The 13,331-nt window shown below is 68.3% G+C and carries 12 protein-coding genes, 1 pseudogene and 1 riboswitch; of the genes and pseudogenes, 5 read left to right on the top strand and 8 right to left on the bottom strand.

Annotation, left to right across the window (positions count from 1 at the left end; all coding sequences use genetic code 11):
• Nucleotides 1-79 precede the first annotated feature (79 nt).
• Nucleotides 80-136, top strand: a riboswitch (cobalamin riboswitch).
• 83 nt (nt 137-219) lie between these two features.
• From P5P27_RS01030 to P5P27_RS01010, 5 genes and pseudogenes are all read left to right on the top strand, one after another.
• On the top strand, nt 220-1,416 hold the full coding sequence (locus tag P5P27_RS01030) for an ABC transporter substrate-binding protein (protein WP_278125986.1): 1,197 nt from the start codon (nt 220-222) through the stop codon (nt 1,414-1,416).
• Complete coding sequence (locus tag P5P27_RS01025; RefSeq protein ID WP_006894174.1) at nt 1,413-2,486, top strand: FecCD family ABC transporter permease; 1,074 nt, start codon at nt 1,413-1,415, stop codon at nt 2,484-2,486. The genes P5P27_RS01030 and P5P27_RS01025 overlap by 4 nt, the downstream gene beginning before the upstream one ends.
• Nucleotides 2,483-3,331, top strand: a complete 849-nt coding sequence (locus P5P27_RS01020; RefSeq protein ID WP_278125983.1) for an ABC transporter ATP-binding protein — start codon at nt 2,483-2,485, stop codon at nt 3,329-3,331. The genes P5P27_RS01025 and P5P27_RS01020 overlap by 4 nt, the downstream gene beginning before the upstream one ends.
• 353 nt (nt 3,332-3,684) lie before the next feature.
• A pseudogene (locus P5P27_RS01015) lies at nt 3,685-4,927 on the top strand (MCE family protein).
• A 344-nt stretch (nt 4,928-5,271) separates the two neighbouring features.
• Nucleotides 5,272-6,336, top strand: a complete 1,065-nt coding sequence (locus P5P27_RS01010) for an IS110 family RNA-guided transposase (protein ID WP_423201241.1) — start codon at nt 5,272-5,274, stop codon at nt 6,334-6,336.
• Nucleotides 6,337-6,499: 163 nt separating this feature from the next.
• On the opposite strand, the gene P5P27_RS01005 is transcribed toward P5P27_RS01010, so the two are convergent.
• From P5P27_RS01005 to P5P27_RS00970, 8 genes are all read right to left on the bottom strand, one after another.
• A complete protein-coding gene (locus tag P5P27_RS01005; protein ID WP_062366216.1) occupies nt 6,500-7,321 on the bottom strand; it encodes a hypothetical protein in 822 nt (273 codons plus the stop codon).
• A gap of 54 nt (nt 7,322-7,375) precedes the next feature.
• A complete protein-coding gene (gene ppk2 / locus P5P27_RS01000; protein ID WP_278127399.1) occupies nt 7,376-8,326 on the bottom strand; it encodes a polyphosphate kinase 2 in 951 nt (316 codons plus the stop codon).
• Between the two features lie 61 nt (nt 8,327-8,387).
• Nucleotides 8,388-9,353, bottom strand: a complete 966-nt coding sequence (locus P5P27_RS00995; RefSeq protein WP_006896941.1) for an urea transporter — start codon at nt 9,351-9,353, stop codon at nt 8,388-8,390.
• Complete coding sequence (nicT, locus tag P5P27_RS00990) at nt 9,346-10,506, bottom strand: Nickel transporter NicT (RefSeq protein ID WP_411815731.1); 1,161 nt, start codon at nt 10,504-10,506, stop codon at nt 9,346-9,348. The genes P5P27_RS00995 and nicT overlap by 8 nt, the downstream gene beginning before the upstream one ends.
• A 120-nt stretch (nt 10,507-10,626) precedes the next feature.
• The gene (locus tag P5P27_RS00985; protein ID WP_006896944.1) at nt 10,627-11,145 is read right to left on the bottom strand and encodes a DUF6764 family protein; all 519 of its coding nucleotides are present in this window, start codon (nt 11,143-11,145) and stop codon (nt 10,627-10,629) included.
• Nucleotides 11,146-11,396: 251 nt separating this feature from the next.
• On the bottom strand, nt 11,397-11,831 hold the full coding sequence (locus P5P27_RS00980; RefSeq protein WP_006896945.1) for an SRPBCC family protein: 435 nt from the start codon (nt 11,829-11,831) through the stop codon (nt 11,397-11,399).
• 61 nt (nt 11,832-11,892) lie between these two features.
• Nucleotides 11,893-12,495 carry a TetR/AcrR family transcriptional regulator gene (locus P5P27_RS00975; RefSeq protein WP_341337452.1) on the bottom strand — a complete coding sequence of 201 codons (603 nt, stop codon included), beginning with the start codon at nt 12,493-12,495 and terminating at the stop codon, nt 11,893-11,895.
• Between the two features lie 4 nt (nt 12,496-12,499).
• Entirely contained in the window at nt 12,500-13,330 is an 831-nt protein-coding gene (locus P5P27_RS00970) for a tyrosine-protein phosphatase (RefSeq protein WP_278125976.1), read from the bottom strand.
• Between the last annotated feature and the right edge of the window lies 1 nt (nt 13,331).

Below are 13,331 nucleotides of genomic sequence, written 5' to 3'. Positions count from 1 at the left end.
CCGCCGACCACCGCGCGCCAGATCTGCCCGAGAACCGCGCGTGTTAGATTTGCGCCGTCCAGCACGCGATGCCAGACGAGGAAATCCGGTGCGATTCCGGTGCGGTCCCGCCACTGTGGTCTGCCCGGCAGGAGACGATCCCCGCGGGCGGCAGCCAGACCCTCCTGCGTCGCGCCACCGATATCCCGGGGGCGGAGCCTCCCCGAGGGAGGTCTGCACGTGCGATCACCACGCATCGGCGCCCTGCTCGCGAGCATCGCCGTCCTCATTCCGCTCGGTGCGAGCGCTTGCTCGTCGCCGGCGCCCCACTCCGCGGGAGCCGCCCGCGACTGCATCACCGACTTCGACCCGTCGAAGGACTACTTCCCGGAGAAGTCGACGATCGAGGACGCCACCGGCCTGACCATCGAGTATCACCGCTCGTACCAGGTCGTTACCGTGGCGCATCCGGCGCAGGGAGCGCCGCCGGCGTCGTACGTTCTGGTGCGATGCGGCGCCCCCGCCCCGAAGCTGACCGGAGAACTCGCGGACGCGCCTCAGGTCGAGGTTCCCGTGCGTACCGTCTACGCGGGCTCGACGACGCATCTGCCGGGACTCGCCGCTCTCGGCGCGGCCGATGCGGTGACCGGGGTCGCGACCACCGGCTTCGTCTCCACTCCCGAGATCGTCGAGCGGATCGACGCAGGGAAGGTGCAGCAGTTCACCGACGCCGGCGCCGTCAACGCTGAGAAGGTGATCGCCGGACGCCCGGACGTGCTCGTGACCGACGGCAACGACAGTCCGGCCTTCGGCAAGATCCGCGACGCGGGCGTTCCCGTCCTCGCCGACGCCGACTGGCTGGAGGAGAGCCCACTCGGCCGCGCCGAATGGCTCAAGTTCTTCGCCGCCCTCACCGGCACCGAGAAGCAGGCCTCGAGCGTCTACCAGAGCATCAAGTCCCAGTACCGCAGCGTCGCCGACCGGCTGTCGGGAGTACCGAAGACGCCGGTCCTGCTCGGCTCGATCGCCAACGGCTCGTGGACCATGCCCTCCGGGGGCAGCTACTTCGGCAAGCTCGTCGCCGACGCCGGCGCCACCTATCCGTGGATCGACGATCGCGCCGCGGGCAGCCTGCAGTTGTCGATCGAATCGGTCATCGCCCGCGCCCGTGATTCCGCCGTGTGGCTGCTGAGCGACCCGACGGTGAACTCTGTGGCCGATCTCGACAAGCAGGATCCGCGGTACCGCGCCTTCGCCGGTCCGGCGAAACAAGCGTGGAACAGCACCAAGGCCGTCAATTCCGGTGGCGGCAACGACTACTGGGAGACGGGTGTGCTGCGCCCGGACCTCGTGTTGGCGGACATCGCCGCAATTGCGCACCCGGATCTCTTCGCGGGTCATGCCTTCGAGTTCTACCTCCATCTGCCGCAGCGATGACACCGGTCCGGACCTCGGCGGCCGCCCGGCGACCACGCGCCCGATCCGGGGTCTGGGTCGGACTCGCCGTCGCACTCCTCGCGTCGCTGCTGGTGGCCGCCGCGGTCGGATCGGTCGCGATCCCGCCCGCGGAGACGCTCCGGGTACTGACCGGCGGTCACGCGCTGGACGCGGGGAGCGACTTCATTCTGCGCGAGGTGCGGCTGCCGCGGATCGCGACCGCCGCGCTGGTCGGCGCCGCGCTCGGAGTGGCCGGGCTGCAGATGCAGACCCTGTTCCGGAACCCCCTCGCCGATCCCTATGTGCTCGGCGCCAACTCGGGCGCCAGCCTGGGCGTGGCGCTGGTCGCACTGGGCGGCGGAGTCACCGGCGCCGCGACCTTCGCCGGCGGCCTCGCGGGCTGGGGACGAGCGGGAAGCGTGGTGGCCGCCGCCTTCGGTGCCGCGGCGGTGCTGGGACTGATCCTGCTGTTCGCTGTCTGGGTCCGCAGCGCGGTGACCCTGCTGCTGATCGGCGTGATGATCGGTGCCGTCACCGGCTCGCTCGTCGCAGTCCTCATCGTCTACGCCGATCCCGACTCGGTCCAGAAGTACATGATCTGGGGCCTGGGGACCTTCTCCGCGACGTCGTGGTCCGACCTCCGCGTCGCCGCACCGGTGATCCTCGGTGCCGTCCTGCTGTCGTCGACCTCGATGCGAGCGCTCAACGCCCTGCTGCTCGGCGAGGAGTACGCGCGGTCGATGGGCGTCGACCTGCGTCTCACCCGCACCGTCACGCTGCTGTCGGCCGCGGTTCTCACCGGTGTGGTCACCGCGTATTGCGGACCCGTCGGATTCCTCGGTCTCGTGATTCCGCATCTCGCGCGCGGAGTGTTCCGCACCTCGAATCATCGGGTGATTCTGCCCGGATGCGTCCTCGTGGGAGCGCTGCTCGCGATCTGGTGCGGCATCGTCGCAGATCTGCCGGGTAAGGACAGTTCGCTGCCCCTCAACGCGGTCACCGCTCTGATCGGCGCGCCGGTGGTCATCACCGTTCTGCTGCGCGGTCGTGGAAACGGCGGTGCGGTATGACGGCCGGTCTCACCCTCGCCGGGCTGACCATCGGCTACCGGGGCCGACGGCCGGTCACCATCGCCTCCGATCTGACCGCCGAGGCGCAGGTGGGCCGGTTGACGACGCTGATCGGTCCGAACGGCGCCGGAAAGTCGACACTGCTGCGGACCGTCTGCGGTCTGGAGCGACCACTGTCGGGATCGGCTCTCCTCGCCGACGGCACCGACGTCACACGCATGAGGCCGGCCCGGCTGGCTCGCCGGATCGCGACCGTCGGGACCCAGATCGTCGACCCGGGCCGGCTCACCGCGCGAGAAGTGGTGGAGCTGGGCCGGACTCCCTACCTGGGCGCCACCGGCCGGCTCGGCGCCCATGATCGCCTGCGCGTCGACTGGGCGCTGGAGGCCGTTCGCGCTGCGGCGCTGGCCGACCGCCCCTTCCACGACCTGTCCGACGGCGAGGCGCAGCGCGTCCTCGCCGCCCGCGCCCTCGCGCAGGATCCGGAACTCCTCGTGCTCGACGAGCCGACCTCGCACCTGGACGCACCGTCGCGCGTCGAGTTCTTGGATCTGCTGAGCACGCTGGCCCGCGAGCAGCGTCTCACGGTCCTGGTGTCGTCCCATGAACTGGAGCTGGCGATGCGCCTCTCGGACGCGATCTGGCTCCTCGCCCCCGGCGGCGTGATGCACACCGGCACCCCACTCGACGTGGCCTCCTCCGGCGCCGTCTCCGCCGCCTTCGATCGAGGCCGGCTCCGCTTCGACCCGGAGAGGTTCGTCTTCGAGGTGAAGGACGGTTCGTCGCAGCGTCCGGCGGTCGAGCCTCCGCCCGCCGGCCCAGCGAGCCTCCCACCCGCCGGCTGAGCGAGCTTCCCGCCCGCTGGTTGAGCGAGCCTCCCGCCCGCCGGCCGAGCGAGCTTCCCGCCCGCTGGTTGAGCGAGCGCAGCGAGTCGAAACCATCCGCACCCGCACGCCCACCCACCGTGACACACCCCGCCCCCTGCCCTCTCCTCCCGCCGCCTCACTCCGAATCACCACTGTTACCCGCCCCACTCCCGACATACCGGACTTGCCTCGCTTGCGACCCCTGCGTTTAACATCAGCAAGCACCGACGGTCACGACGTCATCGCAGATCGTCGGCATTCTTCTGCCGTCAATTCCTACGCCCCTGGATGAATCACGGGCGTTCGAACTCGCCCGACCGGAAAGGGACTGCATGCCGCCGCTCAGTCGTCTCGTGCGCACCCAGTTGATCGTCGTGCTGCTGATCGGATTGGTGGCGTCGGTCTACGGCGGCATCCGATACGCGCGCCTCGATCAGGCGGCAGGCGTCGGGGTGTACCACGTGACCGTGCGCATGCCCGACTCCGGCGGACTGTTCGAGCAAGCGCAGGTCACCTACCGCGGCGTCGAGATCGGCCGGGTGCAGAAGATGTCGATCGTCCCGGGCGGGATCGACGTCACTCTGGCCCTCGACTCGAGCGAGGCGAAGGTTCCGGCCTCGGCGGTCGCCGTCGTCGCCGACCGATCGGCGATCGGAGAACAGTTCCTGGATCTGCAGCCGCCCTCCGACGCGGGACCGTACCTGCGCGACGGCTCGGTGATCGACGAGAACCGGCTGCCGCCTCGGCTCGACGAAGTGGTGCGGTCGGCCATCGACCTGACCGACACGATCCCCGTCGATGCGCTGCGCAGAACCGTCACCGAACTGGGCGCGGCGTTCAACGGCCGCGGAGACGACATGAGCCGGCTCGTCGACTCCCTCGACCGTCTGTCGAAGGAGGGCGTCGAAAGCCTCGACGAGACGATCGGGCTCATCACCTCCGCCGACTCGGTTCTGGCGACCCAGAACGAGCAGTCCGACGAGATTCTGCGCTGGTCGAAGAATCTCGACGCGGTCACCGCGACGCTGGCGTCATCGGATCCGGCGGATCCTCACCGACGGTCCGCGCGCTGCGTCGGCGCTCTCCCGTCTCCTCGACGAGACCGGCGACGAGGCCACCGAACTGATCGGCCGGCTCGGCGGGACGGTCCACGCGATCGCTCCGGCGTCCTATGCCGCCGAGCCGACGTTCTGGATGCTCTCGGCACTGTCGGCGGGCAGCCATACGGCGGCCTCGCCCGACGGTTCGATCCGATTCGGAATCGTGCTCGAAACGGGGAATCCGCCGTCGTGCACGCGCGGTTACGAGAGCACCGCGAAGATGATCGCCGAGATCAAGCGCAAGAACCCGGATTTCGACCAGCGCTACGACGACTTTCGGTTCAACACCGATGTGCACTGCACGGTGCCGACCGACAGCCCGACGGCGGTCCGCGGCGCGAACAACGCTGCACTCGCCGATCCCGCCTACGCGCAACCGTGGGATCACACGGCCAAGAAGGACCCGGACAAGTTGAACCTCAACCCCCTCGCCACTCAGCTCGCGCAACTCATGGGCGTGCGACCGCGATCGTGATGGGGGGTCGGGGGTTTCGACTCGCTCCGCTGTGAGTGTTTGGGGTGGTTGGCCTGGGGCTGACTGGCAGGGTGGTTATGGGTTCGTCGTTGTGTTCGTGACTCATCGCTCCGCTGGCCTCGTTGTGGGTGCCTTCAGCAAGACGTGTCCGTTCATCGATGGCGAACCGGTGACCGCCCTGTCCGCCGCGTTGGCTTGATCAGAAGCCTGTCCGACGCCTCGCCAGGTACGCCCCCTGGGGAGGCGTCGTGACCGATCACAGTGACGCCACGCGGTGGTCTCCTCAGAAGCGGCCACCGGTTCAGCGAACCCATCCTGTTCCGTTGATGAGGAGGAAGTCCGCAGTGTCAATCGTTGCAGATGTTTACAGATTCGTCGTTGGAGTCGACACTCACGCCGCCACGCACTCGTATTGCCTGGTGGAGGCGGCCACGGCCAGGACCGTCGATCAGGCCACGTTCCCGACCTCGTCGGCGGGGTTGCGGCGGGCGATCGCCTGGATCGAGCGTCGTACCGGTACTCGCATCCGCGAGACGCTGATCAGCGTCGAAGGCAGCAGTTCGTACGGCACCCGTCTGACGCGGGAACTGTTGCGGGCCGGGTACCGGGTGGTCGATGCGCCCTCGCCTCGTCGGGAGCGAGGAGGTTCGAAGACCGACGCGATCGACGCACACAAGGCGGCGGTGACGATGCTCGCTCGCCCCAGCGACGGCCTCGCCGATGCACGCACCGGTGACCTTCATGAATGCCTGAAGACGCTGCTGCCGGCCCGGGACCGGATGACGCGGGAGAAGACCCGTCAGTTCAACGCCATGGTGGCATTGCTGCGCGAGCACGACCTGGGTATCGATGCGCGAGGCAAACCCACACTGACCATCGTCAAGCAGATCGCCCGATGGCGCGAGCGTCCAAGCGATAGCCGGGCAAAGCAGTTCGCCCGTGCCGAGGTGATTACGTTAGCTCAGCGCATCGTCGCACTGCACGTCCAGCTCGCGCAGAACCTGGCCGCCGTGCGCGAACTGGTCGCCGCTCACGCACCGGTGCTATTGGAACTACCCGGAGTCGGACCGATCAGTGCCGGGCTGATCTTGAATGCGTGGGCCTACCGCGGACGGGTGAAGTCAGAGGCCGCGTGGGCGGCATTGGCCGGAGTCAGCCCGATCGAAGTATCCTCCGGACAACGACAGTACCGACGCCTCAACCGAGGTGGCGACCGACAGCTGAACCGCGCACTGCACGCAATCGTCCTCACCAACAGTCGATGCGATCAACAGACCAAAGAATTCATCGCGGCCCGCATCACACAAGGTAAGAGCCCCCGCGCGATCCGACGCATCCTCAAACGCTACCTCGCCCGACGCATCTACCGGATCCTGAACCAGCCCGGAGCAGTCACCACCGCCGCTTGACAAACATAGAAGCGTCTCGCTCAACAAGCCTGAAATAACAAAACACGACCCGCTCAACCCCATGGAAGGGATGCGGCTGGCTCGACTCGACTGACACGGGCTCGCCTTTCCGCTGGTTGAGCGAGCGGAGCGAGTCGAAACCGCCGGACCGACCCCGGTACCGCTACGCGTAGCGTCGTCCCGCCGCGACGCGCGCGATGACGCCCACGACCGCCACCACCGCGCCGGCGACCCCGACGAACAACGACACCGTCGTGAGGTGATCGGCGATCACCCCGACCACCACCTCGATGGTGGAGCGCGCGGCCTGCTCGGTGTCGGCCAGCCGCTCGCTCACGATGTGCTTGGTGAATGCCGCCAGCCCCCAGCCGGCCACGCCCGCCAGGACCGCACCGACGCCGAGCCACGCGAGGACGGTGCTGCGGCGGTTGGCCACGAGCAGTGCGATGACCGCCGCGATCACGGCGCCAATCACCGTCACCCACGACACGACGTCGATGATCTTTCCGCTGTCTTCGAGCGACCCCGCCGTGATCTGGCTCTGATCGATCGTCACGATCACCGGATGACCGATGGACACGGGCACCGGGATGGGGGCCGACGCGATCACCCGATTGATCATCGGACTGATGTCGAGTTCCATCATGTGCAGGTCGGCGTCCGGTGCCGGAGCGGTGAAGAGCCAACTGTGCTGCTGCCTCGCGACCTCGGAGAAGTCCTCGACGAAGCCGTCGCTGCGCGCGTAGTTCTTCGCGGCGGGCAGTACCAGGTCGCTCGCGACCTTGGATCCGGTGTTCTCCTCCACCGACGCCGCGACCTTCTGGGCGAAGTAGTCCTGCACTTCGGAGCTGTGCGCGGCTTCCGCCGCCGAAGAGGTGAACCCGTCCGACGACACGACTCTCTGTGACAGCCACATGCTCGGCACCGCGACGATCATGCAGATCATCGCGACCACGGTGAACAGGCCGGAAACTACGCTTCGCACGGTGCCGAGGCTACCGGGTGATCGCGGCGGACTGCCAAGCCGACGAGGCCGGGGTCATTCACCGATCACATCGCGCGCGCGGCCCACGATCGCCGGATCGGGGACTCCCACCAGCGCCTCGTCCTTGCCGTCGTACTCGTGCAGACTCAGCACGTACCGCATGGCGTTGATGCGGGCCCGCTTCTTGTCGTTGCTCTTCACGACGGTCCATGGCGCGAAATCGGTGTCGGTGTCGGCGAACATCTGCTCCTTGGCCTCGGTGTACGAGTCCCAGCGATCGAGCGACGCCAGATCCATCGGCGAGAGCTTCCACTGGCGCACCGGGTCGATCTGCCGGATCGCGAACCGGGTCCGCTGTTCCAGCGGCGTCACCGAGAACCAGAACTTCACCAGGTGGATGCCATCGTCGACCAGCATCTTCTCGAACGCGGGCGCCTGCTGCATGAACTGCGTGTACTGCGCGTCGGTGCAGAAGTTCATCACCCGCTCCACGCCGGCCCGGTTGTACCAGGAGCGGTCGAAGAAGACCATCTCTCCGGCTGCGGGCAGATGCTGGACGTACCGCTGGAAATACCACTCGGTGGCTTCGCGCTCGGTGGGCTTCTCCAGGGCGACGGTCCTGGCACCGCGGGGATTGAGGTGCTCGTTGAACCGCTTGATGGTGCCGCCCTTGCCCGCCGCGTCGCGCCCCTCGAAAACGAGCAGATGCCGCTGCCCGGTCTGCTTGGTCCACTTCTGCAGCTTCAGCAGTTCGATCTGCAGACGACGTTTGGTGACCTCGTACTCGCGGCGGCTCATCCGCTCGTCGTACGGGTAGTCCTCGCGCCAGGTGTCCACCACGTTCCGGGTCGGGAGCGTCAGCAGGATGGGATCGTCGTCGTCATCGTCGACGACGGCGAACCCGGCGGTGTTCCGCAGGTCCACGAGGTGCTGCAGAGCCTCGCGCCCGGAGACCAGGCTGAGGTCGGGTCCCACGTGCTGAACGGGGTTGCTGTCGCCGGTGATTCCATCCACGTCCGTCAGATTAGCCCGGTTCGGCGGCTCCGGCACCAGCAGCGTGTCGGAGTCAGCCCGGCGCGCGGTGCACACCCGGCACGAAGCGGACGATCACCAGCAGGATCCAGGTGATCAGGACGTACGGCCACGTGAAGAGCGGCACCTGGGTTCCGAGCATGAGCCGCTCGAGCAAGACCGCCAGCAGTGCTCCGATCACCGCCATCACCCACGGCATCCACCGTCCAGAGAGGAACACGCACGCCATCGCGATCGCGACCAGCACCGACGAGTAGCCGTCGAGTCCGTGATAGTCGCGCAGCGGCGAGGATCCGATCGCGACGGCGAAACCGGCGGCCAGCGCGCTGCCCAGGAGCGCCGCCAGACCCACCCGCCAGCCCGCGACGGTCAGGCCGACGAGGATCAGCAGACCGGAGATCGGATCGTCGATCAGAACCACCTGCGAGATCCCGCTGAGGATCGCGTGCACGGCGACCTCGAAGCGGTTGCCGTCGATCTCCGCCAGCGCGCCCGCGGGCTCCTGCAGCGGCTCGGTGGCGTAGTGGACGGCCTCGGCCACCAGGCAGAACGGCGCCGTCGTCGCGGGCAGCGCGAACTGCGCGAATCCGCGGGCGGCGAACAGCGCGACGAAGGCGACGGTGATCGGACCGCACAGCAATCCGCCGACCACCGTGGCGATCACACCGGCCCAGCCCGCTCCGAGCATGGTGAAGGCCGCCGCACCCACGAGAATCCCGCAGAAGCCGTGCATTCCGGCGCGCAGCGCCGAACCGTCGGGCGACCCGGGGAAGCGGTCGCGCAGGGCGACCCCCGCGGCGGTCGAAGCCGCCAGCCCGATGACGCCCAGCAGCGCCATTCCCCAGTCCGCGACCGCGAATCCCGCCAGGATCAGCAGACCGCACCACACGTTCGGCTGGAAGTAGATCTGACCGATCCCGTTGAGTGCGGTGGCCGCCGCGTCGCGCGGCGACCCGAAAGGTTCGGCCGGAGCGTCCGTCCGCGTCTCGACGTCACTCACTGCGGACCTCCTGCTTCCAGCGGTTCTCGATATCGCCGAAATGCCAGATCGCCAGTGCCGCGGCCCATGCGGCGACGAACACCCCGACGATCACGAATCCCGCGTAGTCCAAGTCGATTCCGGCGACCCACGCCAGCGGCCCGGACTCGACGTGAGTCTCGTCGGCGAGCACCCCGGCCAATTCCACCGTGCCGATCCCGAGAGCCGCCGCCACGGAGATCGAGGTGATCGTGATGTTGTAGTAGACCTTCCGCACCGGCCGTGCGAAGGCCCAGCCGTATGCCGCGTTCATGAACACCCCGTCAGCGGTGTCCATCAGGCACATCCCGGCGGCGAACAGGATCGGCAGCACGAGGATCGCGTAGAACGGCAGGTAGAACGCCGCCGCACCGCCCGCGAGCACCAGCAGGCCCACCTCGGTGGCGGTGTCGAAGCCGAGACCGAACAGCACGCCGACGGGATAGATGTGCCACGGCTTGCGCACCGACTTCGCCAGCCCGCCGAGCAGTCGGTTCATGAAGCCGCGCTTGTTGAGCTGCTCCTCCAGTACCTCCTCGTCGAACTCACCGCGCCGCATCTCGCGAAAGACCCTGACGATGCCGATGAGCACCACGAGGTTGGCCGCCCCGAGGATCCACAGGAACACCCCCGACACCGACGCCCCGATCACACCGGTGATCGAATGCAGGGTCGACGAATCGTCCTCGATCTGCCCGGCGAGTGCCCGAACGCCCACCGCCAGCAGGACCGTCAGCCCGAAGACGATGGTCGAGTGCCCCAGCGAGAACCAGAACCCGACCGAGAGGGGCTTCGGCCGGGCAGGCAGTCCGTCGGCCCGGCGATCGGCGTCGTCCGCCAGCAGTTTCCGGGTGGCGTTGTCGACCGCGGCGATGTGATCGGCGTCGAAGGCGTGCCGGAGGCCGAAGGTGTACGCCAGCATGCCCACGCCGACGGTGAACTCGGTGTGGGCACCCCCGAGTTGGAAGTGCTCGGGCGCCACCAGCCCCACGAGCATGCCGATGCCCACCACGTGCAGGAGCACCACCACCGCGGTCATACCGCCGAGTGACAGGCGGTCGCGCGCCGACAGTCCGCCCCAGAGGGCCTGCAGACGGCGCACCGGTCCCGGCCGGGAGTCCGTCGAGGCGGTCACGGCCGCGCCGCCGACGGATCATCCGCCCGCGCGGGCCTGAGCAGAGAGGAAGGGAGAGTGAAGGAACCGATCCGCACTACCGTCATTCGCGAAGCATAAGCCGGATCGGCCGACTTCGTCTCAGTGCACGTACAATTCGCCCCACCGGAAGCAGCCCCGGCCGGTGGTCGTGTCGTAGGTGGCGGCCATGCTGCCCAGGCACGCGACGCCGTCGCCGGTGGCGAACGCTCCGCCCGCCGCTCCGGACACCGCGACCGTGGTACCGCCGCTGCGGCCCTGCGCCACCGACGTGGAGTACGGGCCCATCGTGTACGCGTAACCGTTGCCCCGGTGGATGCCGCTCGCGAGCGCCGACGAATTGACGCCGTTGTTCTGCGCCGTCGCCGTCCCTCCGGTCGTCGCGACGGCGAGCGCCGCACCGTTGTTTGTGGTGTCCTGCGCCGAGGCGCGGCTGCCCGGACCGGCGTTCGCGATGCAATGACTCTGGCCGTTGGCGCGCTCGACGCGCTGGTTGTCGTTCGCGGTGCAGTTGGTCGACGCCGCGGCGTGACCACCGCCCAGCAACGACGTCAGTCCGAACGCCGCGGCGACGGCGGCGATCCCGAACACGACACGAAAGAACAACGACCCGATTCGCATGACTGTCCCTCTCAACAAGACGCGACTGTGCGGCCGCTCACCGGCGCACGATGCAGCCGCCACCCTACTCGCGAGTTTCGCGATTCCAGGTTCCTCACAGCCGATCGTGACCGGACTGATTCCTGCCGTGGCATCGGGCCGTGGTCGCCCCACCCGCAGGCGCGACGCGAGACGACAGAACCCCCGTCCGGGACGGGGGTTCTGTCGTCGAAGTTCGCGTCTACTGTGAGCGTCTCGAGTCCGAGTCGCGCTCAGCTGCGGCGCTTGACCTCCTCGGTGAGTCCCTTCTTGGCGGTGTCGACCGCCATCTTCTGGGCTCGCTTGACGATGAGTCCGGGGAGCTTGATCTTCAGGTCGACGGTGAGGTCGAACTTCACGTGCGTCGTATCGCCGTTCTCGGTGAGCGTGTAGACGCCGTGCTGCTCGCTGAGCTGATCGCTCTCGACCAGATCCCAGGTGCAGGTGTTGTCGGTCCAGGAGTAGTCGAGGGTCTGGTTGTCGGTCATGCCGACCGCACTCACCGAGACCTCCACGCGAGCGGGCCGCCCGTCGGCGTCCTCGGTGAGGATCTTCGCCGACTTGTGCGGGCCCGACCACTCCGGCAGGGACTCGACGTCGAGCAGCACCTCCATCACCAGCGCGAGCGGGGCCTTGAGGTCGAATTCTGTTGATGCAGAGACAGCCATGGACAGAACCTACCCCAGCCGGTGACGATGGACCCGGCCGCCGCCGGAATCTTCACTCTCCTCAGCGCGGTTCCGCATCGGTCACGGTTTCGGGAACGGGGCGTCGAACCAGCTCGTTCAGCGTGAGCACGACGCGGTCGAGCGGCTCGACGCTGCGCCGCGCTCGGCACAGAACCACCGCGCCTTCGATGCCCGACAGGACCGCATCGGCGAGTTCGTCCGCGCGCCGGTCGTCGAAGCCCTCCTCACGGAACCGGGCCGCCAGCAGATGCGTCCACTGCAGAAAGACCTCTTCGCCGGCCTGGGCCGCCTCGGGGTCGCGCTCGCGTGCCTGCGCACCCGCCGCCACCGGGCAGCCGACCTCGAAGTCGGTTTCGATCAGCCTCCGGCGCCAGATGCCGGCGACGGCGGCCACCGCGTCGGGAAGCGGCCGCCTACGGGCGCGATTCAGCTCCGCCCCGAGTACCTCGCCCGCGAAGTAGACGGCCTCGGCCATCAGCTGAGCGCGACCGCCCGGAAAGTGGTAGTAGACCGATCCGCGGGCGGCGTCGGCAGCTGCCAGTACGTCGCCGATCGAGGTACCCGCGACTCCGTGGCGGGCGATGAGGTCGGCCGCGCACCGAACCATCGCGGCCCGCGGCGAGTCCGGCTCCGGCGATCTCACAGCCTCAGGCCTCGAGGAACCGCTCTCGCAGTTCGGACTGCGCGGCGGAGTCGATTCCGAGAGCCTCGGCGAAATACGCCTCCATGCCGCCGTGAACCCGATCCACCTCGTCGAACGCCGCCGCGAGATACTCCGGCCGCACACCCAGGACCTGCCTCAGCGCATCCGCGTCGCCGCCCGCAGCCGTGAACTTCTCGAACACCGGGGCCAGGGCCGGAACCAGACGGTCGTTGGTGAGCAGATAGTCGCTGAAGACGTCGTCGCGGGCGACGCCCATCAGCGACAGGAAGGACGCCGAGGCCCAGCCGGTGCGGTCCTTGCCGGTGGTGCAGTGGAACAAGGCCGGCGATCGGTCCTCGCCGAGGAGCCCCTCGTAGAAGCGGCGGTAACCGGTCTTCGCGCTGTCGAGGGTGATCATCTGGCGATACGTGCCCGCCATCGTCGAGATGGCGCCGCCGCTCTCGAGCACCCGATTGATCTCGGCGACACCCGCCGGATCGGTCAGGACGGTCGCCAGGTTGGCGGGTACGGCGGTCTGCGCATCGGCCAGGACGTCCAGGTGCACTTCGGCGACGTCGGCCCACACCGGGTCCGGCATCGCTTCGGTCTCGCCGGCCGACCGCAGATCGTAGACGGTGCGGAGGCCGAGAGTCGCGGCGATCTCGGCGACCGCCGAGGAGTCGTGAACGATGGTCCGGAAATCGGTGGACCGGAACAGCATTCCGTGGCGGACCGGCCGCCCGTCGACTCCGACCCATCCGCCGAGATCACGCAGATTGGGGAGCACGGGGAACGGACTGGGGGCGCCGGGGACCCGGGTCTGCTGGTCGGTCATG

Source organism: Gordonia sihwensis (assembly GCF_029632925.1).
GTDB classification, from domain to species: Bacteria; Actinomycetota; Actinomycetes; order Mycobacteriales; family Mycobacteriaceae; genus Gordonia; species Gordonia sihwensis.
This window is presented reverse-complemented; position numbering and strand designations above follow the sequence as displayed.